The 23,054-nt window shown below is 67.0% G+C and carries 20 protein-coding genes; 13 read left to right on the top strand and 7 right to left on the bottom strand.

What is annotated here, in order from left to right:
* Positions 1-69 precede the first annotated feature (69 nt).
* The 5 genes from AC07OD_RS00595 to AC07OD_RS00575 form a co-directional block, all read right to left on the bottom strand.
* The gene (locus tag AC07OD_RS00595; protein ID WP_494594581.1) at positions 70-2,631 is read right to left on the bottom strand and encodes an ankyrin repeat domain-containing protein; all 2,562 of its coding nucleotides are present in this window, start codon (positions 2,629-2,631) and stop codon (positions 70-72) included.
* 192 nt (positions 2,632-2,823) lie between these two features.
* Positions 2,824-5,409, bottom strand: coding sequence for a bifunctional aconitate hydratase 2/2-methylisocitrate dehydratase (gene acnB / locus AC07OD_RS00590; protein WP_494594579.1), 2,586 nt, complete (start codon positions 5,407-5,409; stop codon positions 2,824-2,826).
* A gap of 126 nt (positions 5,410-5,535) precedes the next feature.
* A complete protein-coding gene (locus tag AC07OD_RS00585; RefSeq protein WP_218293938.1) occupies positions 5,536-6,150 on the bottom strand; it encodes a hypothetical protein in 615 nt (204 codons plus the stop codon).
* 32 nt (positions 6,151-6,182) lie between these two features.
* Positions 6,183-7,250 carry an HpcH/HpaI aldolase/citrate lyase family protein gene (locus AC07OD_RS00580; RefSeq protein WP_255591334.1) on the bottom strand — a complete coding sequence of 356 codons (1,068 nt, stop codon included), beginning with the start codon at positions 7,248-7,250 and terminating at the stop codon, positions 6,183-6,185.
* A gap of 13 nt (positions 7,251-7,263) precedes the next feature.
* Positions 7,264-8,250, bottom strand: a complete 987-nt coding sequence (locus AC07OD_RS00575; RefSeq protein WP_218293937.1) for a malate dehydrogenase — start codon at positions 8,248-8,250, stop codon at positions 7,264-7,266.
* Between the two features lie 214 nt (positions 8,251-8,464).
* Between AC07OD_RS00575 and AC07OD_RS00570 the strand changes: the two genes are divergently transcribed.
* From AC07OD_RS00570 to AC07OD_RS00525, 10 genes are all read left to right on the top strand, one after another.
* Positions 8,465-9,253: a GntR family transcriptional regulator gene (locus AC07OD_RS00570; protein WP_218293936.1), complete on the top strand. Its 789-nt coding sequence runs from the start codon at positions 8,465-8,467 to the stop codon at positions 9,251-9,253.
* A gap of 134 nt (positions 9,254-9,387) precedes the next feature.
* Positions 9,388-9,822, top strand: coding sequence for a succinate dehydrogenase, cytochrome b556 subunit (sdhC, locus tag AC07OD_RS00565; RefSeq protein WP_218293935.1), 435 nt, complete (start codon positions 9,388-9,390; stop codon positions 9,820-9,822).
* A gap of 65 nt (positions 9,823-9,887) precedes the next feature.
* Positions 9,888-10,253 (top strand): succinate dehydrogenase, hydrophobic membrane anchor protein, encoded by a 366-nt coding sequence (gene sdhD / locus AC07OD_RS00560; RefSeq protein WP_124515511.1) that lies wholly within the window; start codon positions 9,888-9,890, stop codon positions 10,251-10,253.
* A gap of 25 nt (positions 10,254-10,278) precedes the next feature.
* A complete protein-coding gene (gene sdhA, locus AC07OD_RS00555) occupies positions 10,279-12,087 on the top strand; it encodes a succinate dehydrogenase flavoprotein subunit (protein WP_218293934.1) in 1,809 nt (602 codons plus the stop codon).
* A 25-nt stretch (positions 12,088-12,112) separates the two neighbouring features.
* Positions 12,113-12,817: a succinate dehydrogenase iron-sulfur subunit gene (locus tag AC07OD_RS00550; protein ID WP_218293933.1), complete on the top strand. Its 705-nt coding sequence runs from the start codon at positions 12,113-12,115 to the stop codon at positions 12,815-12,817.
* Between the two features lie 31 nt (positions 12,818-12,848).
* A complete protein-coding gene (locus AC07OD_RS00545) occupies positions 12,849-13,178 on the top strand; it encodes an FAD assembly factor SdhE (protein ID WP_218340675.1) in 330 nt (109 codons plus the stop codon).
* A gap of 63 nt (positions 13,179-13,241) precedes the next feature.
* Positions 13,242-14,552, top strand: a complete 1,311-nt coding sequence (locus AC07OD_RS00540; RefSeq protein WP_218293931.1) for a citrate synthase — start codon at positions 13,242-13,244, stop codon at positions 14,550-14,552.
* 251 nt (positions 14,553-14,803) lie between these two features.
* Positions 14,804-15,265, top strand: coding sequence for a MerR family transcriptional regulator (locus AC07OD_RS00535; protein WP_218340674.1), 462 nt, complete (start codon positions 14,804-14,806; stop codon positions 15,263-15,265).
* Positions 15,207-15,608, top strand: coding sequence for a carboxymuconolactone decarboxylase family protein (locus AC07OD_RS00530; RefSeq protein ID WP_218293929.1), 402 nt, complete (start codon positions 15,207-15,209; stop codon positions 15,606-15,608). The genes AC07OD_RS00535 and AC07OD_RS00530 overlap by 59 nt, the downstream gene beginning before the upstream one ends.
* A 146-nt stretch (positions 15,609-15,754) precedes the next feature.
* The gene (locus AC07OD_RS00525) at positions 15,755-16,690 is read left to right on the top strand and encodes an IS481 family transposase (RefSeq protein WP_494594573.1); all 936 of its coding nucleotides are present in this window, start codon (positions 15,755-15,757) and stop codon (positions 16,688-16,690) included.
* Here AC07OD_RS00525 and AC07OD_RS00520 read toward each other — a convergent pair.
* Entirely contained in the window at positions 16,687-17,697 is a 1,011-nt protein-coding gene (locus tag AC07OD_RS00520; RefSeq protein WP_218293928.1) for a GlxA family transcriptional regulator, read from the bottom strand. The genes AC07OD_RS00525 and AC07OD_RS00520 overlap by 4 nt on opposite strands.
* Positions 17,698-17,919: 222 nt before the next feature.
* Between AC07OD_RS00520 and AC07OD_RS00515 the strand changes: the two genes are divergently transcribed.
* The 3 genes from AC07OD_RS00515 (at position 17,920) to AC07OD_RS00505 (ending at position 21,793) form a co-directional block, all read left to right on the top strand.
* Positions 17,920-19,035 (top strand): S-(hydroxymethyl)glutathione dehydrogenase/class III alcohol dehydrogenase, encoded by a 1,116-nt coding sequence (locus tag AC07OD_RS00515; protein WP_492806542.1) that lies wholly within the window; start codon positions 17,920-17,922, stop codon positions 19,033-19,035.
* 90 nt (positions 19,036-19,125) lie between these two features.
* On the top strand, positions 19,126-19,992 hold the full coding sequence (gene fghA, locus AC07OD_RS00510) for an S-formylglutathione hydrolase (RefSeq protein WP_492806059.1): 867 nt from the start codon (positions 19,126-19,128) through the stop codon (positions 19,990-19,992).
* Between the two features lie 34 nt (positions 19,993-20,026).
* Entirely contained in the window at positions 20,027-21,793 is a 1,767-nt protein-coding gene (locus AC07OD_RS00505; RefSeq protein WP_494594571.1) for a phosphoethanolamine transferase, read from the top strand.
* A 72-nt stretch (positions 21,794-21,865) separates the two neighbouring features.
* Here the strand turns inward: AC07OD_RS00505 and AC07OD_RS00500 are convergent, their stop codons facing one another.
* A complete protein-coding gene (locus AC07OD_RS00500; protein ID WP_492806056.1) occupies positions 21,866-23,047 on the bottom strand; it encodes a PA0069 family radical SAM protein in 1,182 nt (393 codons plus the stop codon).
* Positions 23,048-23,054: the final 7 nt, after the last annotated feature.

Below are 23,054 nucleotides of genomic sequence, written 5' to 3'. Positions count from 1 at the left end.
GTGCGCCTCGCACCGCCCGCAGTGCGGCGCCCTGGCCGGAACCGCTTCACGGTGAGCGGCCAGCCGCGCCTAGCGCACACGCCCCATCAGCCACCGCTCGGCCTCGGCCTGTTGCTTGAAGCGTGCCCAGTCCAGCGCGGTCTTGCCGTGGGCGTCCGTGCGCGCAAGGTCGATGCCACGGTCGGCGAACCATTGCAGCGCCTCCACGCGGCCCCGGCCTGCGGCCAGCATCGCGGGGGTCTCGCCCCGGCTGGCGGGCGCGGGTTCGTCGAGCGGCTGGCCTTGCGCATCCAGCCATTCGAGGCATGGGATGCAGCCGCCCTGCGCGGCCATGTGCACGGGCCCCCAGTCCCAGCGGTTGCGGGCCGAGAGGCTGGCACCTGCCTGCACCAGGCGCCGTGCCGCCGCCAGATGGCCGCCGTAGAAGGCACGCAGCAGGGCTGTGTCGCCCCGCTCGCTGTCCTTGCGCGTCTGGCGCAGGTCGGGCTGGGCACCCGCGCCCAGCAGCGCCTCGATGTGCTCGAGCTGGCCACGGTGGGCCGCCAGCATGAGCACCGAGGAACCATTGGGCGCGAGCAGGTCGGGATTCGCCCCGGCGGACAGCGCGGCCCGCAGCGCAGGGGCGTCGCCGGCATTCTGTGCATCGAGCAAGCGACCCTCCGCGAGGGAATACGGCACGGCCGGCGCGGTTGCAGCCGAAGCGGAAGCCTCGGCCCCGACAACGCGGCCCACGGTGCGGCCAGCCTGGGGCCCCACGATCCACCAGCCCAGCAGGGCCAGCACCAGCAGTGCGCCCCAGGCCGGGCGGGAATGCTGCGCCCGCACGGGCCGCTGCATGCCGGCGGCGAAACGGCCCCGCCGGTGCGCCCACGCCTGGCCCAGCGATTGCCCCAGGGCCGTGGCCGCCGCCTCGCCTGCCAGGCCCGGGGTCAGGCGCACCAGCGCACCGCCCGCACCGCGCGCGTACACCGCGTGGTAGCGGTGCTCGCTGCCGCCGCTGCCCGTGGAGTGCAGCAGCTTGTGCACCAGGGTGCGGCTGGCAGCGCCCGACACCGTGTCGGCGCGCGACCAGAGCCAGGAGTGGCGGCGCGCGGTGATGCCGCCGTCCTGCACGGTCAGGGTCCAGTGGCGGGTGGTCGCATGCAGGGCAAAGGCGGCCAAGGCCATCCACGCGCCGGCGGCAAAGAACCCACGGGGCAGCATCAGCCCCTGCGGGCCCAGCCGACCGTGGATGGCCGACTCCAGCAACAGCGCGGCCAGCACCAGGCCCCCGGCCCAGCGCCAGCCGCCCTGGGCGAATTCGTAGCGCCAGGCCTGCGGGGTTTCCCGCAGCGTGACCGAAGCGGGCAGAGGCCGGGAGCCTTCTTCTTCCTCTTCCTGCTCGCCCAGGGGCACGATGGGAACCTCCTGCTGCCAGGCGGCACGCCGGTCAAAACGATCCGGCAGTTCGTCCCCACCGAAGGTGCGGGGTGCGGCCTGCACGGGAAGGTCGTAAGTCAGCTCGACGGCGCCGTCCGGGTTGTGCAGCAGTTCCACGCGCCAGTCCACGCGCTCTCCCGAGCGCTGGCTGCCGTGCGGGGGCGCATCGGGCGGTACCTCGAAGCGTGCCACCAGCCGCAACCCGCCATCGGACGTGTGCTGCATGCGCGCGGCTTCGGTGAACGACTCCACGCACCGCTCGGGCGAACCGGAGCTCGACTCGTCCACCCGGTACTGGGCCAGGCGCAGTTGCAGGCTGTTCCCCTGCTGGTAGGCGGCGGCGCGCCCGGGGAGCAGCAGGGTCACTTCGAGCGGATGCCCGGCACGCGGTGCTGGCGGCAGCAGGACAAGGGCCGCGCCCGCATAGCGCCAGGCCATGTGGGTCTGTCGCACCGCAAGGGCCAGCAAGGCCATGCCGACCAGCACGAACAGGCCGATGAAGGCCTTGGCGAACCAGGGCGACTGCGGGTCGGTCCACAACATGCCGGCCATGGGAAAGGAAATGCCACACCAGAAGAAGGTGAAGAACCAGACGGCGCCCAGCGGGCTGCCGGCAGAGTTCTTGGGCAAGGGAATGGCAGAAACCCCGGCCTGCGGCTCCCTGGACGTGCCCAGTCCTGGCAGGGTGGCCAGGAAGACCCAGGCCGCGCCCAGCCCCACCGCAGTGAACACCAGGGCAAAGGGCAGGCGGAACATCAGCAGGGCCCAGCGGATGGAGGGGTCGATGAGGGAACGCGAGGGTTCGCGCGGGTCGACCATGATGGTGATGCGCGCGCCGCGGGCCTGGGCGCCTTGCAGCTGCGCGTGCCAGCGCTGGTGCCAGTCGCCGATGTTGTCGGCCGTCTCCGTGGGGTCGAGCCCGACGCGGGAGCCTTCGTATGGCCGCCCCGCGAATTCATAGCGGTAGCGGGCCCGCACCTGCCAGGTGGTGCCGTCGCCGTCGCTGTGGCGCGCGAGGTCGGCCGCGAGCACCTGGGCCTGCATGGGCTGCCAGCCGCGCACCGCCCACGCTGCCCGCAGGGTCAGGGCCAGCGGCTTGAGCCCGACGAAGTAACCACCCAGGCCAAAGCCCAGGGCGAAGGCGGCGCTGAGCAGCAGCACCGCGAGGCGCGCGCCGAACGTGCCGGCCTTGCCGGTTGTCCCTCTTGCCATGGATGTACCTCCATTTCTTTTGTTGTTGTTATGCGGCAAGCATGCGACTCCATCATGACATTTGCATGACAAAAAAATGTCTGGACCATGGCCACGGCGTGGCAAGCGCGTGGCGCGGCGCACCCGCAACGCCATGAAAAAAGCGGCCCGCAGGCCGCTTTTTGCAGTGGATCACTCCCCGGAGGGAAACAATCAGGCGGCCACGCCGTCTGCCACTTCCTTGAACTCGGCGATCTTGTCGAAGTTCAGGTATTGGTAGATCTTGTCGCCGTTCTGGTTGATGACACCGATGTCGGCCAGGTACTCTTCCTTGGAAGGAATGCGGCCCAGCTTGGAGCAGATGGCCGAGAGTTCGGCCGAGCCCAGGTAGACGTTGGTGTTCTTGCCCAGGCGGTTGGGGAAGTTGCGGGTGCTGGTGGACATCACGGTGGCGCCCTCCTTCACCTGGGCCTGGTTGCCCATGCACAGCGAGCAGCCGGGCATTTCCATGCGGGCACCGGCCGCGCCGAACACGCCGTAGTGGCCTTCTTCGGTGAGCTGGTGCGCGTCCATCTTCGTGGGCGGGGCCATCCACAGCTTGACGGGGATGTCCTTCTTGCCTTCGAGCAGCTTGGAGGCTGCGCGGAAGTGGCCGATGTTGGTCATGCACGAACCGATGAACACTTCGTCGATCGCGGCGCCGGCCACGTCCGACAGCGTCTTGGCGTCATCGGGGTCGTTGGGGCAGCAGACGATGGGTTCGGTGATCTCGGCCAGGTCGATCTCGATGATTTCGGCGTAGTCGGCGTTCTCATCGGGGGCCAGCAGCTGGGGATTGGCCAGCCAGGCTTCCATGGCCTTGATGCGGCGGCCGATGGTGCGTGGATCGGCGTAGCCCTGGGCGATCATGTTCTTGAGCAGCACGATGTTCGAGTTGATGTACTCGATCACGGGTTCCTTGTTCAGGCGCACCGTGCAGCCGGCGGCAGAGCGCTCGGCCGATGCGTCGGACAGCTCGAACGCCTGCTCGACCTTCATGTCCGGCAGGCCTTCGATTTCCAGGATGCGGCCCGAGAAGATGTTCTTCTTGCCCTGCTTGGCCACGGTCAGGTGGCCGGCCTTGATGGCGTACAGCGGGATCGCGTGCACCAGGTCGCGCAGCGTGACGCCGGGCTGCATCTTGCCCTTGAAGCGCACCAGCACCGATTCAGGCATATCGAGGGGCATCACGCCCGTGGCGGCAGCGAACGCCACCAGGCCGGAGCCGGCGGGGAAGCTGATGCCGATGGGGAAGCGGGTGTGCGAGTCGCCGCCGGTGCCCACGGTGTCGGGCAGCAGCATGCGGTTGAGCCAGCTGTGGATGATGCCGTCGCCGGGCTTGAGCGAGATGCCGCCGCGCGTGCTGATGAAGTCGGGCAGCTCGTGGTGCATCTTCACGTCCACGGGCTTGGGGTAAGCGGCCGTGTGGCAGAAGGACTGCATCACCAGGTCGGAGCTGAAGCCCAGGCAGGCCAGGTCCTTCAGTTCGTCGCGCGTCATGGGGCCGGTGGTGTCCTGCGAGCCGACTGAGGTCATGCGTGGCTCGCAGTACGTGCCGGGCACCACGCCCAGGCCTTCGGGCAGGCCGCAGGCGCGGCCGACCATCTTCTGCGCCAGGGTGAAGCCCTTGCCGGTAGCGGCAGGCACCTGGGGCAGGCGGAACAGGGTGGAAGGCGCCAGGCCCAGGGCCTCGCGGGCCTTGGCCGTGAGGCCACGGCCGATGATCAGCGGAATGCGGCCACCGGCGCGCACTTCGTCGAACAGCACTTCGCTCTTGACGGTGAACTCGGCGATGACCTGGCCGTCCTTCAGTGCCTTGCCGGCGTAGGGCAGCAGCTCGATCTCGTCGCCCATGTTCATCTGGCTCACGTCCAGCTCGATGGGCAGTGCGCCGGCATCTTCCATGGTGTTGTAGAAGATGGGAGCGATCTTGCTGCCCAGGCACACGCCGCCGAAGCGCTTGTTGGGCACGAACGGGATGTCTTCGCCCGTGAACCACAGCACGCTGTTGGTGGCCGACTTGCGGCTGGAGCCGGTGCCGACCACGTCGCCCACATAGGCCACCAGGTTGCCGCGGGCGCGCAGGTCTTCGATGAACTTGATGGGGCCGCGCTTGCCGTCTTCTTCGGGCGTGATGCCGTCGCGCTTGTTCTTGAGCATGGCCAGGGCATGCAGCGGGATGTCGGGGCGGCTCCAGGCGTCGGGCGCGGGCGACAGGTCGTCGGTGTTGGTTTCGCCGGTGACCTTGAGCACGGTGAGCTTGATGCTCTGGGGCACTTCGGGGCGGCTGGTGAACCACTCGGCGTCGGCCCAGCTTTGCAGCACGGACTTGGCGAAGGTGTTGCCCTTGTCGGCCTTTTCCTTGACGTCATGGAACTGGTCGAACATCAAGAGCGTCTTCTTGAGCGCTTCGGCGGCGACGGAGGCCACGGCCGCGTCGTCCAGCAGGTCGATCAGGGGGGTGAGGTTGTAGCCGCCCAGCATGGTGCCCAAGAGCTGCGTGGCGCGCTCGCGGCCGATCAGCGTGCAGACTTCGGTACCGTGGGCCACGGCGGCCAAGTAGCTGGCCTTGACCTTGGCGGCGTCGTCCACACCGGCAGGCACGCGGTGCGTGATCAGGTCCACCAGCGTGGCCTCTTCACCAGCGGGCGGGTTCTTGAGCAGTTCGATCAGCTCGCCGGTCTGCTTGGCCGTCAGGGGCAGCGGTGGGATGCCCAGCGCGGCGCGCTCGGCCACATGGTCACGGTAGGCTTTCAACATCATTTTTCTCCGGTTGCGTTCTAAAGTGGGGCGGCGCGCGGTGCAGGCGGCTCCCATGGCCGCTACGCCTGCACGCGCAATCGTGTTCGTCGTTCGTTCTTTGCAAGAGGCCTGCCAGGCCCGCGCTTATTTCAGGGGTTCCAGCACGCTCACGGGCGGGTTCTTCTTGATGGCCTCGGCCACCACCAGCTGCTGCGGGCTCATGCACTCATCGGCCAGGCGCTGGCCGAGCTTCTGGTTCATCAGCATGGACTTGTTGGCGATCTGCAGCCAGACCGCGCCGCCCTTCTGGTCTTCCAGGCGCACCGTGCCGGTGGTCGTGGCCACGGGCGACATGAAGTACTTGAAGCCCTTGCCTTCCACATGGAAGTGCCCTGGCGTGGCCGGGTCGGCCGTCACCGTGACGAATGCGCCCAGCTCGCAGGGAATGCGGCCCACGTGCACGCGGTCGGCGATGGCCAGCTCCTCGGGGGAAAGGGCCGCCTCTGCGGCGATGATGCCGGTGGCCACCTGGTTGGTGGCGCTCTTGAGCTGCGTGCGGCTGCTGGTCGCCTCGCTCTTGGCCACGGTGGCCTTCTTGGCGGGGGCCTTGTCCGCCGTCTTGGCGGTTTTCGCTTCGGACTTGGCGGCCGGCTTCGCGGCGGCCTTGGTCCCGGGCTTGGCCTCGGGCTTGGCCGGCGTTTGCGCCATCACGAAGGCTGGGGCCAGCAGCATGAGGGCGGAGGCGATGAAGGATTTCATGGAAGGTCCTGCGGGGAAGCAGTCAGGAATGTTCACGACGGAACGGAGGCCGGGGCGTCAAACCAATGGCGCACGGCGGGAGGAAGCGCACGCCCGGTGCGGTGGGCGCGCTCAAGGACTTGCCAGTAAAAACGGTAGCTGGCACGGTCATGCAAGGTATCGTCAAAACTGATCGGAGCCCAGTCGGAATCTGCGGCAGCAGCTATTATTTTTGCAGCAATTTCGATGTCATCCTGCTGCGGCGCAAATGCCTGCAGGATGGGACGTATCTGCGCCGGGTGGATGCTCCACATCCGGGTGTAGCCCAGCTCCCGCGCCGCCCGGCTGGCGGCGCCCTGCATGGCCGTGGTATCGGTGAATTCGGTCACCACGCAGTGCGACGGCACCTTGCCGTGGGCGTGGCAGGCCGCTGCAATCTCCAGCTTGGCGCGCACGACAAGCGGGTGCGAGAACTGCCCCGAGGAGGTCATGCCTGCCGCAGGGATCGCCCCTCCATGGGCGGACACAAAGTCCATGAGCCCGAAGCTCAGGCTCTGCACGCGCGGGTGGGCGGCAATCTCGAAGGCGCGATGGACCGCGGCGGGCGACTCGATCAGGACATGGATGGGCACCTGGGCGGCAGATGCCTGCTCCAGCGCCCGTTCCACCCGCAGGACATCGTCCACGGACTCCACCTTGGGCACCATGATGTGGCAGAGCCTGTGGCCCGCCGTGCCCGCAATCGTGGCGACATCGTTGGCGAATGCCGGGTGGTCCACCGCATGAACCCGGGCCGCCACACGCGCGCCGTCCGCAGTGCCCAGGGCGAGGCTGGCGACCAGGCGGGCATGCTCGGCCTCCAGGCCGATCGGAGCGCCGTCCTCGCAATCGAGGGTCACGTCGAAGACGCAGGTGCCGAACTCCCGGGCCAGGTCGGCCTGCAGTTGCAGGCTCTTGCGCATGCGCGCTTCCACGCCGCTGTAGTGGTCGCAGACCGGCAGGAAGCCGGTCTGCGCCTGGGCGCCCAGCAGCACATCGCGCGGATGGGGCAGCGCAGCGCCCTGCCCCTGCGCGGGGACGGAGGCGGCCCGAAGGCCCGATGCCTGTGGCGTCGGCTGCATGGTGGGCCCTGGTTTACAGCAGGTGCTTCACGCCGTCCTGCTCGCCTTGCAGTTCGGCCAGGGTCTTGTCGATGCGTTCTTGCGAGAAGGCGTCGATCTCCAGGCCTTCAACGATCTTGTACTCGCCGTTTTCGCAGGTGACGGGGAAGCCGAACATGGTGTCCTTGGGGATGCCGTACTGGCCGTCCGAGGGGATGCCCATGGTGACCCACTTGCCGTTGGTGCCCAGGGCCCAGTCGCGCATGTGGTCGATGGCGGCGTTGGCGGCCGAGGCAGCCGACGACAGGCCGCGCGCTTCGATGATGGCGGCGCCGCGCTTGCCCACGGTGGGCAGGAAGGTGTTGGCGTTCCATTCCTGGTCGTTGATCATCTTGGCGACGCTTTCGCCGTTGATGGTGGCGAAACGGTAGTCGGCGTACATCGTGGGCGAGTGGTTGCCCCAGACGGTCAGCTTCTCGATGTCAGCCACTGCCTTGCCCGTCTTGGCGGCGATCTGGCTGGCGGCGCGGTTGTGGTCCAGGCGCAGCATGGCGGTGAAGTTTTTGCGCGGCAGGTCAGGTGCCGACTTCATGGCGATGTAGGCGTTGGTGTTGGCGGGGTTGCCGACGACCAGCACCTTCACGTTGCGCGAGGCCACGGCGTTCAGGGCCTTGCCCTGGGCCGTGAAGATGGCGCCGTTGACGGCCAGCAGCTCGGCACGCTCCATGCCGGGGCCGCGAGGGCGCGAACCCACCAGCAGGGCGTAGTCGGCGTCCTTGAAGGCGGTCATGGGGTCGCTGTGAGCGGTCATTTCCACCAGCAGCGGGAATGCGCAGTCGTCCAGTTCCATCATCACGCCCTTGAGCGCCTTCTGGGGACCTTCGACAGGGACTTCGAGCAATTGCAGGATGACCGGCTGGTCCTTGCCCAGCATTTCGCCGGAGGCGATACGGAACAGCAGTGCGTAACCGATTTGACCAGCGGCACCGGTGACGGCTACGCGAACAGGCTTCTTGCTCATGGTGAAAACTCCAGGGAAGTGAGGAAAACAGGTGTGTGTGCAACGCAAGCACCAGCGCCTGTTACCAGCAGCCCGTGCCCCGCAAAACAGCCTTGGAGTGTACCGCCGATTGGGCACCCCGGTCAATTTGTCTTATGTCTTATATAAGATATGATTGAAGACTGGAACAAGCTCGCACACCCCCCGTGCGCAGCGCGCCATTTTTCTGATCGCCATGTCCTCGCTTCCGCTCAACGCCGACACCCCTGCACAGCCTTCGGCGGGCGCAGGCTCTGCCACGCCCGCGTTCAGCCCCCTGTACCAGCAGATCAAGGGTCTCATCCTGCAAAGCCTTCAGCAGGGTGAATGGAAGCCCGGCGAGTCCATTCCGAGCGAGATGGACCTGGCCGCGCGCTTTCGGGTCAGCCAGGGCACGGTGCGCAAGGCCATCGACGAGCTGGCGGCCGAAAACCTCGTGATGCGCCGCCAGGGCAAGGGCACTTTCGTGGCCACCCATGCCGAGCAGCATGTGCAATACCGCTTCCTCAAGCTCATGCCCGACACGGGCGATGCCCGCGTGGAAGGCCGCGCCCAGCGCCAGGTCGTGGACTGCCGGCGCGTGCGCGCCAGCGCGGACGTGGCGCGGGCGCTGGCCCTGCGCAGCGCCGACCCGGTGATCCAGGCCCGCCGGATCCTGTCGTTTGCGGGCGTCCCCACCATCCTGGAGGACATCTGGCTGCCGGGCCAGGCTTTCAAAGGGCTGACGACCGACCAGCTCGCCAGCTACCAGGGGCCCACCTACGCGATGTTCGAGCTCGACTTTGGCGTGCGCATGGTGCGCGCCGAGGAGAAAATACGCGCCGTGCTGCCCGACGCCGACCAGGCGGCCATGCTGCAGATCCCGCAGGCCACGCCGCTGCTGAGCGTGGAGCGCATCGCCTACACCTACAACGACGTTCCCATGGAGTTACGGCGGGGCCTCTACCTCACCGATACCCACCACTACCGTAACGAACTGAGCTGACACCACCCTGGCACCTGAGCGGAAACGTCGAACATTCCACCTGCGACAAACCCATGCTTGTTGCGTTGCAATAGAATTTTGCGTTCTTTGCATCTTCAAATTACAAAGCAGTTACATCCACGAAAGCACACAACATGACAGAACTCGCCAAGAAACGGCCTGAATTCCGCAACATCAATGCCTTCAAGGACCTGACCACCTACCGCATGACGCCTGCAGCGTGGGTTTCGATCCTGCACCGCGGCAGCGGGCTGATCATGTTCCTGCTGCTGCCTTTCATCATCTGGATGTTCGACACCTCGGTGTCGTCCGAAATCTCGTTCGCCAAATTCACTTCGGCGTTCAGCATCGGCATCGGCTTCGTGCCCGGCTGGTTCATCAAGCTGGTGGCGCTGGCGCTGATCTGGTCGTACCTGCACCACTTCACCGCCGGCCTGCGCCACCTGTGGATGGATGTGAGCCACAGCGCGGTGAACAAGGAATTCGGCAAGACCTCGGCCCTGACCGTGCTCGCGATCAGCATCGCCCTGGCCCTGGTGCTGGGCGCCAAGCTCTTCGGCCTGTACTGATCGATCAACCCATGAAACGGTGGCTGCTGCCAGGCAGTGCCCGCCGAAAACGATAGGAAATCTCCATGTCCGTCAATTACGGTTCCAAGCGCGTCGTCGTCGGCGCCCACTATGGCCTGCGCGACTGGCTCAGCCAGCGCGTCACGGCGGTCCTGATGGCCCTGTTCACCCTGGCCCTGCTGGCCCAGGTCATCTTCTCCAAGGGCCCCATCGGCTACGACAAGTGGGCTGGCATCTTCTCGGCCCAGTGGATGAAGGTGCTGACCTTCTCCGTGATCATTGCGCTGGCCTGGCACGCGTGGATCGGCCTGCGTGAAGTCCTGATGGACTACATCAAGCCCGTGGGCCTGCGCCTGGCGCTGCAGGTGTTCAGCATCGTCTGGCTGGTCGGCTGTGCTGGCTGGGGTATCCAGGTTCTGTGGCGTCTCTGAATCCCCCGACTGAAGGCAAAAAATAATGAGCTACACCAACGCTAACATCACCAAGCGCAAGTTCGACGTCGTCATCGTCGGCGCAGGCGGCTCCGGCATGCGTGCCGCGCTTGAACTCTCCCGCGCAGGCCTGAACGTGGCCTCGCTGTCCAAGGTGTTCCCCACCCGTTCGCACACCGTGGCGGCACAGGGCGGCGTGAGCGCCTCGCTGGGCAACATGTCCGAGGACAACTGGCACTACCACTTCTACGACACCATCAAGGGCTCCGATTGGCTGGGCGACCAGGACGCCATCGAGTTCATGTGCCGCGAAGCCCCCAAGGTGGTGTACGAGCTGGAACACTTCGGCATGCCATTCGACCGCAACCCCGACGGCACGATCTACCAGCGCCCCTTCGGCGGCCACACGGCCAACTACGGTGAAAAGCCCGTGCAGCGCGCCTGCGCCGCCGCCGACCGCACCGGCCACGCCATGCTGCACACGCTGTACCAGCAGAACGTGAAGGCCAAGACCAATTTCTTCGTCGAATGGATGGCCCTGGACCTGATCCGCGACGCCGACGGCGACGTGGTGGGCGTGACCGCCCTGGAAATGGAAACCGGCGACCTGTACATCCTGGAAGCCAAGACCGTGCTGCTGGCCACCGGCGGTGCGGGCCGCATCTTCGCCGCCTCGACCAATGCCTTCATCAACACCGGTGACGGCCTGGGCATGGCGGCACGCGCCGGCATCGCGCTGCAGGACATGGAGTTCTGGCAGTTCCACCCCACCGGCGTGGCCGGCGCCGGCGTGCTGCTGACCGAAGGCTGCCGCGGCGAAGGCGCCATCCTGCTCAACAGCAATGGCGAACGCTTCATGGAGCGCTACGCGCCCACCCTGAAGGACCTGGCCCCGCGCGACTTCGTGTCCCGCTCGATGGACCAGGAAATCAAGGAAGGCCGTGGCTGCGGTCCCAACAAGGACTACGTGCTGCTCAAGCTCGACCACCTGGGCGCGGACACCATCCACAAGCGCCTGCCATCGGTGTACGAGATCGGCGTCAACTTCGCCAACGTGGACATCACCAAGGAGCCGATCCCCGTGGTGCCCACCATCCACTACCAGATGGGTGGCGTGCCCACCAACATCAACGGCCAGGTGGTGCGCCAGGCCAATGGCATCCACAACGAAGTGGTCAATGGCCTGTACGCCGTGGGCGAATGCGCCTGCGTGTCGGTGCACGGCGCCAACCGCCTGGGCACCAACTCGCTGCTGGACCTGCTGGTGTTCGGCAAGGCCGCCGGCCGCCACATCGTCGAGTTCAACAACAAGAACAAGGAACACAAGCCCCTGCCCAAGGATGCGGCCGACCGCACGCTGGAGCGCCTGAACCAGCTCGACCAATCGAACGAAGGCATCTACGCGCAGAACCTGGCGGGCGACATCCGCGCCACCATGCAGCAGCATGCCGGCGTGTTCCGCACCCAGGTCAGCATGGACGAAGGCGTCAAGAAGATCGCCGAGATCCGCAGCCGCGTCGGCAGCGTGACCCTGAAGGACAAGTCCAAGGTGTTCAACACCGCGCGCATCGAAGCGCTGGAAGTGGACAACCTGATCGAAGTGGCGCAGGCCACGATGGTCTCGGCAGCGGCCCGCAAGGAATGCCGTGGCGCCCACACCGTGTACGACTACGAGCACCCTGCCGACCACGCAGAGTTCCCGCTGGGCCGCAACGACAAGGAGTGGATGAAACACACCCTGTGGTACAGCGAAGGCAGCCGCCTCGACTACAAGCCGGTCAACCTCAAGCCCCTGACGGTGGACAGCGTGCCCCCCAAGGTCCGTACGTTCTAAACAGTAGCCCCACGAGAGAAGAAACATGCAAAAGCGCACATTCCAAATCTACCGCTACGACCCGGACAAGGACGCCAAGCCCTACATGCAGACCATCGAGATCGAACTCGACGGCCACGAACGCATGCTGCTCGACGCACTGGTCAAGCTCAAGGAACAGGATCCCTCCCTGTCGTTCCGCCGCTCGTGCCGTGAAGGCGTCTGCGGCTCGGATGCCATGAACATCAACGGCAAGAACGGCCTGGCCTGCCTGACCAACATGAACACGCTCAAGGGCACCATCGTCCTGAAGCCTTTGGCGGGCCTGCCCGTGATCCGCGACCTGATCGTGGACATGACGCAGTTCTTCAAGCAGTACAACTCGATCAAGCCCTACCTGATCAACGAAGAACTGGCCCCCGACCGCGAGCGCCTGCAGTCGCCTGAAGAGCGCGAAGAGCTCAACGGCCTGTACGAGTGCATCCTGTGCGCCAGCTGCTCCACGAGCTGCCCCAGCTTCTGGTGGAACCCCGACAAGTTCGTGGGCCCCGCCGGCCTGCTGCAGGCCTACCGCTTCATCGCCGACAGCCGCGACGACGCGACCGGCGAGCGCCTGGACAACCTGGAAGACCCGTACCGCCTGTTCCGCTGCCACACCATCATGAACTGCGTGGACGTGTGCCCCAAGGGCCTGAACCCCACGAAGGCCATCGGCAAGATCAAGGAACTGATGGTGCGCCGCGCCATCTGACCTGGCACCCCCCCCTCCCAGACGCCAGTCCATGGAAATCCTGTCCACTCCATCCATCGCGCCAGCAGCGGGCTCGCCGCTGCTGGACGAGCGCGAATTGAGCAAGCTGCACTGGCGCTGCCGGCGCGGCCTGCTTGAAAACGACTTGTTCATCGAACAGTTCTTTGCCCGCTACGAGCCCACGCTCACCCAGCGCCATGCGCAGGGCCTGCGCGCGCTCATGGACCTGGCGGACAACGACCTGCTGGACCTGCTGCTGCGGCGGCGCGAGCCGCAGGGCGAACAAGACACAGAAGAAGCGCGCGAAGTGCTCGGCATGCTGAGACAAAGCGGTGGCGCGACGACGGCTTTCCACGCCTGACGCGGCCAAGGTGCATGCCCCAAGACCGGATCATTATCGGCAACCTACCCAAGGAAAGTAACAATGAAGCTAGCTGACAACAAAGCCACCCTGTCCTTCAGCAACGGCAGCCCCAGCGTGGACCTGCCGGTCTACCAGGGCAGCATCGGCCCGGATGTCATCGACATCCGCAAGCTGTATGCGCAGACGGGCATGTTCACCTATGACCCGGGCTTCCTGTCGACGGCAGCGACCCAGTCGGCCATCACGTACATCGATGGCGACAAGGGCGAACTGCTGTACCGCGGCTACCCCATTGAGCAGCTGGCCCAGAACTGCGACTTCCTGGAAACCTGCCACCTGCTGCTGTACGGTGACCTGCCCAACGAAGCGCAGAAGACCGACTTCACCAGCCGTGTGACCAACCACACCATGGTCAACGAGCAGATGCAGTTCTTCCTGCGGGGCTTCCGCCGCGACGCGCACCCCATGGCGGTGCTGACCGGCCTGGTGGGCGCCCTGTCGGCCTTCTACCACGACAGCACGGACATCAACAATCCGCAGCACCGTGAGATCGCCGCCATCCGCCTGATCGCCAAGATGCCCACGCTGGTGGCCATGGCCTACAAGTACGGCATGGGCCAGCCCTACATGTACCCTCAGAACAACCTCTCCTACGCAGGCAACTTCCTGCGCATGATGTTCGGCACGCCCTGCGAAGAGTACAAGGTCAACCCCGTGCTGGAACGCGCGCTGGACCGTATCTTCATCCTGCACGCAGACCACGAGCAGAACGCCTCGACCTCGACCGTGCGCCTGTGCGGCTCGTCGGGCACCAACCCGTTCGCGGCCATCGCCGCCGGCGTGGCATGCCTCTGGGGCCCCGCCCACGGCGGCGCCAACGAAGCCGCGCTGAACATGCTGTACGACATCCAGGCCCAGGGCGGCGTGGAAAAGATCGGCGAGTTCATCAAGCAGGTCAAGGACAAGAACTCCGGCGTCAAGCTCATGGGTTTTGGCCACCGCGTGTACAAGAACTACGACCCCCGCGCCAAGCTCATGCAAGAGACTTGCAATGAAGTGCTGGCCGAGCTGGGCCTGGAAAAAGACCCGCTGTTCAAGCTGGCCAAGGAACTGGAAAAGATCGCCCTGGAAGACGACTACTTCGTGCAGCGCAAGCTCTACCCGAACGTGGACTTCTACTCCGGCATCGTGCAGCGCGCGATCGGCATCCCCGTGAACCTGTTCACCGGCATCTTCGCGCTGGCCCGCACCGTGGGCTGGATCGCCCAGCTCAACGAAATGATCGGCGACCCCGAGTACAAGATCGGCCGCCCCCGCCAGCTGTTCACCGGCTCCGAGCGCCGCGACGTACCGCCCCTGTCCAAGCGCTGATCGGCCGTGCGCCAGCCGTCCACGGCTGGCTGGCTGGCGGCGCGACGCCCCCTGGGGCGCCAGTCCGCGACACCCCCCAAGCCCGCCATTGGCGGGCTTTTTCTTTGCCTGTGCGCAAACGCCGGGGCCGCCCCTCGCGGCCCAGGCCCCAGGCCCCGCGCCCCGCCGCAGGGTGCGCGGGCCCCTCCTGCGCACGTCGGCGCAAGATGCCCCTTGACTTGGAGTGCACTCGAACTTTTAGGATCGCTTTCATGGAATCCCACCTCACCATCAACGATGTCGCACGGCGCACGGGTTTGACGGCGCACACCCTGCGCTACTACGAGCGCGCGGGGCTGATCGCACCAGTGGCCCGCGCGGCGGGCGGCCAGCGCCGCTATGCGGCAGCGGACATGGAGTGGATAGGGTTCCTGCTGCGCCTGCGCGAGACCCGCATGCCCATCGGGCAGATGCAGGCCTTCGCCAGGCTTCGCGGCGAAGGGGATGCCACGGTGCCGCAACGGCGCGCGATGCTGCAAGCGCACCTGAACGACGTGCAGGCCGCCATCGCGGCGATGCAGCAGTCGGCCCAGGTGCTGCAGGCCAAGATCGCGCACTACCGGGCGGTCGAGGTTTCCCTGGACACCGCATCCACCCCTGATGAAAGCACCCTCCATGCACCACCGCACACGCTACGAACAAGGGCTGGCCAAACTCCGCGAAATCGACGGTGAGGCTGGCGAACAGGTCATCGACAGCCTCGCCGGCATCGCACCGGACTTTGCCCGCTACCTGATCGAGTTTCCCTTCGGCGACATCTATTCACGCCCCGGCCTGGACCTCAGAAGCCGCGAGATCGCCGTCGTCGCGGCGCTCACCGCCATGGGCAACGCCGCGCCGCAGCTCAAGGTGCACCTGCAGGCGGCGCTGAACGTGGGCGTCACGCGCGAGGAAATCGTCGAGGTCATCATGCAGATGGCGGTGTATGCCGGCTTTCCCGCGGCGCTCAACGGGCTGGCCGCCGCGCGCGAGGTTTTCGCGGCACCGCCGCGCAGCACGGCGCAGGCTGCTGCATGAGCGTGGGCCACGCCGGATGCGGGCGTGCTACGGCGGGGCTGCCCGTCCGGCGGCCACTAGCTGTGATGTCTCAATAGGTTGTTCATCCGTCTCGGATTTGGGAAGCTGTGGTTACCAGGCCAAGCAACTCAAGTCAGGAGAGACGGATGAACAGTCATAAGCATGCCCGCTTGACGGCTGCGGGTCGAGCCCTGCTGGTCAGCAGGGTATTGGACGAAGGCTGGTGCGTGACAGCGGCCGCCCAGGCCATGGGCGTGAGCTGCCGCACCGGGTTCAAGTGGCTGGCCCGCTTCAGGGCCGAAGGCACCGCAGGGCTGTGTGATCGAAGCTCGCGACCGCATCACAGCCCCACAGCTTGCCGCCCCGAACAGGTGAGCCAGTTCGAACTGCACCGCCGACAACGCCTGCCGTTGTGGCGCATCGCCCGCGAGTGCGGCCGCAGCCTGTCCACCGTGGCCCGGCACATGGCCCGCCTGGGCTTGAGCGCCTTGCAACCGCCCGTGCCCGTGTGCCGCTATGAGCGGGCCAGCCCTGGCGAGTTGCTGCACATCGACACCAAGCGCCTGGGACGCATCCAGGGCGTGGGCCACCGAATCACAGGCCAGCGCCAGCACCGCAACCGAGGCATCGGCTGGGACGCCGTGCATCTGGCCATCGACGATCACTCCCGGGTCTCCTTCGCCCGGGTGTTGGGCGATGAGACGGCCCTGAGCTGCGTGCAGTTCCTGCGCCAGGCCGTGGACTACTACGCCAGCCTGGGCGTGCGCATCGAGCGCGTCATGACCGACAACGGCGCGGGCTACAAGAACACCTTCGGGGCAGCCTGCCAGGAACTGGGCATCCGGCACATCCGAACACGGCCCTACACGCCCAAGACCAACGGCAAGGCCGAGCGCTTCGTGCAGACCAGTTTGCGCGAATGGGCCTATGCCAGGCCCTACGAGAGTTCAGCCCAGCGCCAAGCTGCATTGCAGCCATTCATTGACGGCTACAACTGGTGTCGACCACACTCCGCTCTCAACCATCAGCCGCCCATCAGCCGCATTCCGGCCATGAACAACCTCCTGAGAATCAACAACTAGCCGCCCGCCCTGCTGAACCGCTCCCGGTACGCCAGCGGCGTGATCCCCAGATGGCGCACGAACAGATGCCGCAAGGCCTGCTCCGAACCCATGCCCATGCGCGCGGCCACGGTCTTGAGCGGCAACCCGGCCTGCGACTCGAGCAGGCGCCGCGCTCCTTCCAGCCGCGCGGACTCCACGAAGGCCGAGGGGGTCTGCCCCGTCTCCTGCGTGAACACGCGCCGGAAATGCCGCTCGCTCATCGCCGCGCGTGCCGCCAGGGCCGCCAGCGGCATGGGCTCCGCAAGATGCTCCAGCACCCAGTTCTGCACCGCCTGGATGTCGCGGTGGCCCGTGCCCTGGCTGGCCAGCTGCACGCTGAACTGCGACTGCCCGCCGGGGCGCTTGAGGTACATGACGAGGTCGCGCGCCACCTCCAGCGCCAGGGCGTGGCCAAAATCCTCTTCCACCAGCGCCAGGGCCAGGTCGATGCCCGCGGTGACGCCGGCCGAAGTCCACAGGGGGCCATCGCGCACGTAGATGGCGTCCGGGTCCACCTCGATGGCCGGATAGCGCTGGCGCAGCAGGGCCGCCACGCTCCAGTGCGTCGCGGCGCGCCGGCCGTCGAGCAGGCCGGCGGCGGCCAGGAAGAAGCTGCCCGAGCACAGGGCGATCATGCGGTCCACGCGCGGGGCCACGCTTGCCGCCCAGGCCACGAGTTCGGGAGAGGCCGCCAGCACCTGCTCGATATTGCGCGACCCCACGAGGATCACGGTGCAACCCGCGCCGCCCTGCTCCAGTTCGGCCAGGGTGTGGGTGGCGTTCAGCGCCATCAAGGTGTCCGATGGCACCGCGCCCGCCTGCGCGGCCACCACGCGCACCGCGTAGCCGTCGGGCCGGCCATGCTGGCGCAGGTGCACGTTGGCATAGTCGAACACGGACATGGGACCCACGGCCTCCAGCGCCTTGAAGCCGGGGTAGACCACGAGATCGACGCGGTGCGGGCTGTTGGCGTGGTGGTGGTCCATGGGGTCGGTCGGCAGAGCGGAAATGAAAGGCGCCTGACTATACGGGAGGCAATGTCCGGCTGCCGCCCATGCCGTCGGATCCGGCCATAACCCCAGGATCTGCGGCCACGGGCTCCACCAGGCCCTGCACATGGCCTACAGTCATGCGGTCCCCCTGCGCGCTGCCGGCCAAAGAGCCTCGCCGCCGCCCTTCCCCGACCAACCCGTTGACCCACCATGACCATCAAATCCAAAGCCGCCGTGGCCTTCAAGGCCGGAGAACCCCTGCAGATCGTCGAAATCGACGTGGCCCCGCCCCAGAAGGGCGAAGTGCTCATCAGGATCACCGACACCGGCGTGTGCCACACCGACGCCTTCACCCTGAGCGGTGACGACCCCGAGGGCCTGTTCCCCGTGGTGCTGGGCCACGAAGGCGCTGGCATCGTGGTGGAAGTGGGCGAAGGCGTGACCAGCGTGAAGCCCGGCGACCACGTGATCCCGCTGTACACGGCGGAATGCGGCGAATGCCTGTTCTGCAAGAGCGGCAAGACCAACCTGTGCGTGGCCGTGCGCGCCACGCAGGGCAAGGGCGTGATGCCCGACGGCACCACGCGTTTCAGCTACAACGGCCAGCCCATCTATCACTACATGGGCTGCAGCACCTTCAGCGAGTACACGGTGGTGGCCGAGGTCTCGCTCGCCAAGATCCACCCCGACGCCAACCCCGAGCAGGTCTGCCTGCTGGGCTGCGGCGTGACGACCGGCCTGGGCGCGGTGAAGAACACGGCCAAGGTGCAGGAAGGCGACACGGTGGCGGTGTTCGGCCTGGGCGGCATTGGACTGGCGGTGATCCAGGGCGCCAAGCTGGCCAAGGCCGGGCGCATCATCGCCATCGACACCAACCCCTCCAAGTTCGACCTGGCCCGCACCTTCGGCGCCACCGACTGCATCAACCCCAAGGACTTCGACAAGCCGATCCAGCAGGTCATCGTCGAGATGACCACCTGGGGCGTGGACCATTCGTTCGAGTGCATCGGCAACGTGAACGTGATGCGCGCGGCGCTCGAATGCGCGCACCGCGGCTGGGGCCAGAGCGTCATCATCGGCGTGGCGGGCGCGGGGCAGGAGATCTCCACCCGCCCCTTCCAGCTCGTCACCGGCCGCAAGTGGCTGGGCACGGCCTTTGGCGGCGTCAAGGGCCGCAGCGAGCTGCCCGGCATGGTGGAAGACGCGATGGCCGGCAAGATCCAGCTGGCGCCCTTCGTGACGCACACCATGGGCCTCAAGGACATCAACGAAGCCTTCGACCTGATGCACGAGGGCAAGTCCATCCGCTCCGTGGTCAAGTATGCCGCCTGAGCCTGCCCCGCAGGCGATCAATCAAGGTAAAAACAGCCCCTAGCGCTTATCCTTCATGCGCTGCAAGCTATCAATTTTGAAGCAATCCACATGACCACCTCCCTGGACCTGCTCGGCAGCCACGCCTGCTTTGGCGGCGAGCAGCGCTTCTACCAGCACGCCTCTGCCGAGATCGGCCTGCCGATGAAGTTCTCGGTCTTCCTGCCGCCGCAGGCGCGGCAGCGCCCTGTGCCCGCCATGCTGTACCTGGCGGGGCTGACCTGCACGGAAGAAACCTTCATGGTCAAGGCCGGTGCCCAGCGCCTGGCGGCCGAGCTGGGCCTGGCGCTGGTCGCGCCCGACACCAGCCCGCGCGGTGCCAACGTGCCGGGCGAGGCCGAGAGCTGGGACTTCGGCGTGGGCGCGGGCTTCTACCTGGACGCCACGGCCGCGCCCTGGGCGCGCCACTGGCGCATGGAAAGCTACCTGATGAAGGAACTGCTGCCGCAGGTGGCGGCGCAACTGCCCATCGATGGCGAGCGCCTGGGCATCTGCGGCCACTCCATGGGCGGCCATGGCGCGCTCACGCTGGCGCTGCGCCACCCGGGGCGGTTCAAGAGCCTTTCGGCCTTTGCGCCGATCTGCGCGCCCACGCAGTGCCCCTGGGGCGAGAAGGCCTTCACGGGCTACCTGGGGCCAGACCGCACGGGCTGGATCGAGCACGACGCCACGGTGCTGATGCAGCACCAGCCGGTGGCGCCCTACCCGGCCGGCATATTGATCGACCAGGGCCTGGCCGACAAGTTCTTGCCCACGCAGTTGCACCCGCATCTGTTCGAGGAGGCGTGCCAGGCCATCGGCCAGCCGCTCACCCTGCGGCGCCACGAAGGCTACGACCACGGCTACTACTTCATCCAGAGCTTCATGGCCGACCACCTGAGGCACCACGCCAGGACCCTGCAGGCCCCCGGATGTTAATGCGGCCTTAAGTCTCGGGCGCCACAGTGCGCCCATGCCTTTGATCCTGCAGCGCCTGCTGCTTTCCCATGCAGCCACGGGCGCCGGGCCCCGGTCTCCAGCCCCAGCTTCCTCCGCACCCGCACCGCGCCACCTGCACCCCGCGTGGGTGGTGGTGCTCATCAGCGCCTGGCTGGCCACGGCCTGCAACGTGCCGCTGTGGCGCGAGGTGGCCGAGCTGCCCGGCCACGGCAGCGCGCGCGGCTGGGCCTTTGCCGCGGCGTTCGTGGTCATCGTGGCCGCCGGCAACGCGGCCCTGCTGAGCCTCCTGGCCTGGCGGGGCACGCTCAAGCCCGCGGCAGCGGTGCTGGTGGTGATGGCAGCCTTCGGGGCCTACTTCATGCTCGCCTACGGCATCGCCATCGATGCCAGCATGCTCGTGAACGTGCTGCAGACCGATGCCCACGAGGCGGGCGACCTGCTCGGCTGGCGCATGGCGGGCACCGTGCTGGCGCTGGCGGTACCGCCGCTGGCGTGGCTCTACCGCACTCCGGTGCTGCGCCTGGGCGGCCTGCGGCACGCGGCCCACAACGGCGCGCTCTTGCTCGGAGCCATCGCGGTCATCGTGGTGTGCCTGCTGATGGTGTTCCAGGACTTCGCATCCACCATGCGCAACCACACCAAGCTGCGCTATCTCATCAACCCGCTCAACAGCGTGTACGCGCTGGGCAACATCGCCACCAGGCCCTTGCGCATCGACACCAGCAAACTGCTGCCGCTGGGGCGCGATGCCAGGCTGGGCGCAAGCTATGCGGGGCAGAAACAACCGCCCCTGCTGGTGCTGGTGCTGGGCGAAACCGGCCGCAGCGGCAACTTCGGGCTCAACGGCTATGGCCGTGGCACCACGCCGCTTCTTTCGGCCCGCACCGACCTCGTGAGCGCCCGCAACGCGTGGTCCTGCGGCACCAGCACCGCCGCGTCGGTGCCCTGCATGTTCTCGCACCTGGGGCGCACCGGCTACGAGGCGCGCGTGGCCAATTTCGAGAGCCTCGTCGATGTGCTGCACCACGCCGGGCTGGCCGTGCTCTGGGTGGACAACCAGTCGGGCTGCAAGGGGGTGTGCGACCGCCTGGGCGACACCAACACGTCGGCACTGCAGGACCCCGCGCTGTGCCCCACCCGGGGCGAATGCCTGGACCGCATCATGCTCAAGGACCTGGACGCCCGCATTGCCGCGCTGCCCGCCGAGCAGCGCCAGCGCGGGACCGTGGTGGTCCTGCACCAGATCGGCAGCCATGGGCCCGCCTACTCCAAGCGCTCGTCACCCGAGCACAAGAAATTCCTGCCCGAATGCACCTCCACGGCGCTGCAGGAATGCGAACGCCAGCAGGTGGTGAACGCCTACGACAACAGCATCGTGGAAACCGACTTTTTCCTCGACTCAGTGCTCAAATGGCTTTCCACGCGCTCCGAACAAGCGCAGACAGCTATGGTTTATGTAGCAGACCATGGTGAATCACTGGGCGAGAACAACCTCTACCTGCACGGCCTGCCCTACGCCATCGCGCCCGACGTGCAAAAGCACGTGCCCTGGATCACCTGGCTCTCGCCCGCCATGCAATCGCGCACGGGTGCGGCCACGGGCTGCCTGCAGCAGGACCTGGCCGAACGGCGCATCACGCACGACAACTACTTTCACTCCGTACTCGGCCTCCTGGACGTGACGACGGGGGCCTACAACCCGGACCTGGACATGTTCACCGCCTGTCGCCACCAGGCACAGGCGATGGCCGCGCCCCCCGGCGGCAGCCGCAGGCTGTGACGGCGAGCAAGCCGGACTTGTGCGTTCCGGCCAGCTCCGGCCACTTCCACTTCCCTCGCAGCCCGGCCTGGCTCAGAACAGGCTGCCCTGCCCGCGCGCAAGCCCCGGCCTGAACTGCGACAGGTCCAGCTCCAGCCGCTCCCGGTTGAGCCCCAGCCGCCGGCACGCCCCCGCGAACCGCTGGCGCAGCATGTCCGCCCACAGGCCGCTGCCCTTCATGCGGGTGGCGAAGCTGCTGTCGTAGTTCTTGCCCGCGCTGCGCTGGGCCGCATCGAGATTGTGCAAATCCTGCACCCGCGCAATCACGCGCGCCGCGCGCTGCGGGTAGTGCACCTGCAGCCATTCGCGGAACACCGCATCCAGCTCCCACGGCAGGCGCAGCACGGTATAGAACGCGCTCCTGGCCCCCGCATCGCGCGCGGCCTCCAGCACCTGCTCCATGTCTTCGGTGATGAAGGGGATCTGCGGGGCCACGCTCACGCCCACCGGAATGCCGGCCTCGGCCAGCGTGCGCAGCGTGCGAAGGCGCCGGTGGGGGGCGGCGGCGCGCGGCTCCATGCGGCGCGCCAGCAGCGGGTCGAGCGTGGTGATCGTCACGTACACCGCGGTCAGTTGCTGCGCTGCCAGCGGCGCGAGCAGATCGAGATCGCGCTCCACCCCGCTCGACTTGGTGATGAGCGAGAACGGGTGCCGTGCATCGCGCATCACCTCAATGAGGCCGCGCGTGAGCCTGAGTTCGCGCTCCACGGGCTGGTAGCAGTCGGTGGCCGAACCGATGTTGAGCAGGCGCGGCACATAACGCGGCTGCGCCAGTTCGCGGCGCAGCACCTCGGCGATGTTTTGCTTGGCCACGATCTGGGTCTCGAAGTCGAGCCCGGGCGAAAAATTGAGATAGCTGTGCGTGGGCCGGGCGTAGCAGTACACGCAGCCGTGCTCGCACCCCCGGTAGGGATTGACGGACAGCTCGAAAAAAATGTCGGGGGAGTCGTTGGCGCAGATGGCGCTGCGGGCCGTCTCCAGGTGCACCGTGGTGGCGGGGGCGGGCCCGCCGCCGCCGCCATCATCATCCCCATCCGCCCCTCCCGCGCCCTGCGGGCCGTGGTTCCAGCCATCATCCACCACCTCGCGCACATCGCGGCTGAACCGGTGCGGCATGGCCGTGGCGGCCCCCCGGCCCCGGATGGCCTGCAGGGGGACGCGCACTTCCGCCGGTGCGTCGGGCAGGTCGGGGTCGGCGGCAGGGTTTGGTTTCATAACTGTA

It is taken from the genome of Acidovorax sp. GW821-FHT10E03, assembly GCF_059415205.1.
This window is presented reverse-complemented; position numbering and strand designations above follow the sequence as displayed.